The sequence below is a fragment of the Archangium sp. genome (genome assembly GCF_036388035.1).
Classification (GTDB): Bacteria; Myxococcota; Myxococcia; order Myxococcales; family Myxococcaceae; genus Archangium.
Genome location: NZ_DASVSO010000107.1, coordinates 1 through 3,245, shown reverse-complemented (window position 1 = coordinate 3,245; position 3,245 = coordinate 1). Strand labels below are relative to the sequence as shown.

Genomic DNA, 3,245 nt, shown 5'->3' with positions numbered 1-3,245 from the left:
CACCGCGGTAAAGGACCAGCTGCTCGCATCGAACGAGGCGGTCACTTGGCACCCGGACCATGTGAAGCACGGACGCTTCGGGAACTGGCTCGAGAACAACGTGGACTGGGCCCTCTCGCGCGAGCGCTACTGGGGCACGCCCCTGCCGCTGTGGGTGCACTCGGAGACGGGCGAGGTGGAGGCCATTCCCTCGCTCCAGGCCCTGCGCGAGAAGCCCGGCAGCAACCTCGCCGCCGTGGAGGCCGAGCTCAAGGCCTTCCTGGCCAGCAAGCCCGGCGCCACCAGTGCCGAGCACCTCATCGTCCACAAGCCGTGGATCGACAAGGTCACCTACGAGAAGCCCGGCACCCCCGGCCGCTTCGTCCGCGTGCCCGAAGTGGTGGATGTCTGGTTCGACTCGGGGTGTATGCCTTTCGCCCAGTGGGGCTATCCCCACGCGGCCGGCTCGCGCGAGAAGTTCGCCCAGGCCTTCCCCGCCGACTTCATCTCCGAGGCGATTGATCAGACGCGGGGCTGGTTCTACTCGCTGCTGATGATCAGCACGCTCGTCTTCGACGAGGAGACGCAGCGGCGCGAGGGCCTCATGCCCCAGCGCGGCTGGCCCCTGCCGTACAAGAGCTGCATCGTGCTCGGCCACGTCTCGGACAAGGAGGGCAAGAAGGAGTCCAAGTCCAAGGGCAACTACACCCCGCCGGAGATCATCCTCGATGAGGTCCGCATGGACTTCGCCGTGCTCGATGACAAGGCGGCGGGCGTCCCGGGCGTGGCCGGCGAGGCACTCATCGCCCGCGAGGACCTGGAGGGCCTGGACATCCAGGAGGGCGCGAAGGTGCAGGTGTTCCGCCCCGACGCGCCGGACAAGGCCCTCACCCTCACGGTGAAGGCCCACAAGAAGCTCAAGCGGCGCGTGCTGCTGCTGGGCAAGCGCGAGCTGGAGGCGCTCGGGGTGGCGCCCTCGGCGCGCGGCGTGGATGTGATGCCGGTGGAGGTGCCCCGGCTGGGCCCCGCCGAGCGCGTGGTGCTCAAGGACCCCGGGACCCGGGCCCCGGGCGCGGACGCCTTCCGCTGGTTCTTCTTCGCGGCGAGCCCCACCTGGTCCAACACGCGCCACTCGCTCAGCAACGTGCGGCTCCTGCAGAAGGACTTCCAGGTCAAGCTGCGCAACGTCTACTCGTTCTTCACCATCTACGCGAACATCGACGGCTTCTCGCCGGCCCGAGGCAACCCGGACTCCACCGAGGTGCCCTGGCGCGCCATCCGGAAGAGCACCGGCTGGCGCGAGCCCGCCCAGCGCACGGTGTTGGATCGGTGGATCCTCTCCGAGGTACAGCTCGCCCTGCGCGACGTCACGAAGGCGCTGGATGGCTACCGGGTCTACGATGGCGCGCAGCGGCTGGTGGCGCTGGTGGACGCGCTCTCCAACTGGTACCTGCGCCGCAGCCGCGAGCGCTTCTGGGGACCGGGCCTGGAGCAGGACAAGCTGGACGCCTACTTCACCCTGTACGAGGCGCTCACGACGATCGCCGCGCTGTCCGCGCCCTTCATCCCCTTCTTCGCCGAGGAGCTGTGGAGCAACCTGGTGCGCCGGCCCTGGCCCACGTCCCAGCCGGAGAGCGTCCACCTGGGTCGCTTCCCCGAGGAGGACGCACGCCTCATCGACGAGGGGCTGTCCACGGAGATGGGCGCGGTGCGCGAGCTGGTGTCCCTGGGCCTCAAGGTACGCACGGACAACAAGCTCAAGGTGCGCCAGCCGCTGTCCCACGCGGACGTGATGCTCTCGCGCCGCGAGCTCCAGGAGCGCGTGGCCGTGTACCGCGAGCTCATCGCCGACGAGCTGAACGTCCACGAGGTGCGCTTCCTCGAGGCGGGCCAGGAGGCGGACGTGGTGCGCTACAAGGTGCGGCCCAACCTGCGCACCATGGGCAGCCGGCTCGGCCCCAAGCTGGCGCCGGTGCGCAAGGCCTTCGACGCGGCCGACAGCCGGAGCCTCCAGCGCGAGCTGTCCCGCGAGGGCAAGGTGGCGCTCACCGTGGACGGTGAGGCCATGGTCTTCCCCGCCGAGGAGCTGGAGGTGCTGGTGGAGGCCAACCCCGGCTATGCCGCCGCTGGCGCGGGGGTGGGCGTGGTGGTGCTCCACACCGAGCTGACCGAGGCGCTCGTGGACGAGGGCCTGGTGCGCGAGCTGCTCGCCCGGGTGCAGGCAGCGCGCAAGGACCTGGCGCTCGGGTACACGGATCGGATCCGCCTGTGGGTGGACGGCGATGCGCGGGTGCGCAAGGTGACGGAGGAGGCCCGGGAGCTCATCTCCCGCGAGACGCTCACCTCGGAGCTGCGGGTGGGCCCCGAGGGGCTCACCGGCCAGGAGGAGGAGCTCCAACTCAACGGCCTACCCGCCCGCCTGCGCGTGGAGCGCGCCTGACACTCTCTCCACGCCCTAGGGCGTGGTCGTCAGGTTGGGCAGGGCGATCCAACCAAAGTGGCCGGAATCGACATAGCCGTACACGAAGTCGAGCGTGGCCGAGACCCTCACCGCCGTGCCGCTGCTGCAGTTGTAGAGGGGCATCGAGACGGAGTGCTGCACCTGGGCCCGCTTGAAGTTGAGCCGGGTGGTGTTCGGGTAGACGGCCTTCGTCGGCGAGCCCTTTCCCGGCAGGTTGGTAATCAGGTTGATGCGGCCATTGCGTCCCAGGTAGTGCACCGCCATGTTGCCGGCGGGGCAGTCGTTGGTCACGTGCAGCCCCTCGTAGGGCGCGTTGTTCGAGGGGATGATGTACCAGTTGCTGTAGGTCCCGCCCGGATCGGGTGCCGGCCGGTAGTTCGCACCGATCCAGTTCATGATGTTGGTGTAGCCCGCGTCCAACAAGTCAGGACGGACCCAGCCGCTGATGGCCCCATTGCTGGTCGGCACCGAGAAGCCCATGACCATGTAGTTCGGGTGGATGTTGGAGAGCGTCCTGCGCGTGCCCAGGTTGATGCGCAGCTTCGTCCCGGTGGTCACGTTGCCCAGCAGGGCGCCGTGGTTGTCGTAGACGGACAGGGGCGCGATGGCCGTGAACCAGTACGTCTTCGAGTTCCGATTGCACAGGCGCGGCCGGGGATCGCACTTCATTCCCCCGAGCTCACAGTTGTTGGGGCTGTTGTACGTGTCCACCCCGGCGCTGCCGGTTCCGCACGCGGCGGAGTCCGCGACGGTGCACGGATTGTTCACCCAGTCCGAGGTGCACTCGCCGTCCAACTCCTGTTCC

2 protein-coding genes are annotated in these 3,245 nt (G+C 68.8%); one reads left to right on the top strand and one right to left on the bottom strand.

What is annotated here, in order from left to right; all coding sequences use genetic code 11:
- Nucleotides 1-2,419, top strand: a 2,419-nt coding sequence (locus tag VF697_RS04715) for a class I tRNA ligase family protein (RefSeq protein ID WP_331092275.1), incomplete at its 5' end; no start/stop codon positions are given.
- A 15-nt stretch (nucleotides 2,420-2,434) separates the two neighbouring features.
- Here the strand turns inward: VF697_RS04715 and VF697_RS04710 are convergent.
- Nucleotides 2,435-3,245, bottom strand: an 811-nt coding sequence (locus VF697_RS04710; protein WP_331092274.1) for a hypothetical protein, incomplete at its 5' end; no start/stop codon positions are given.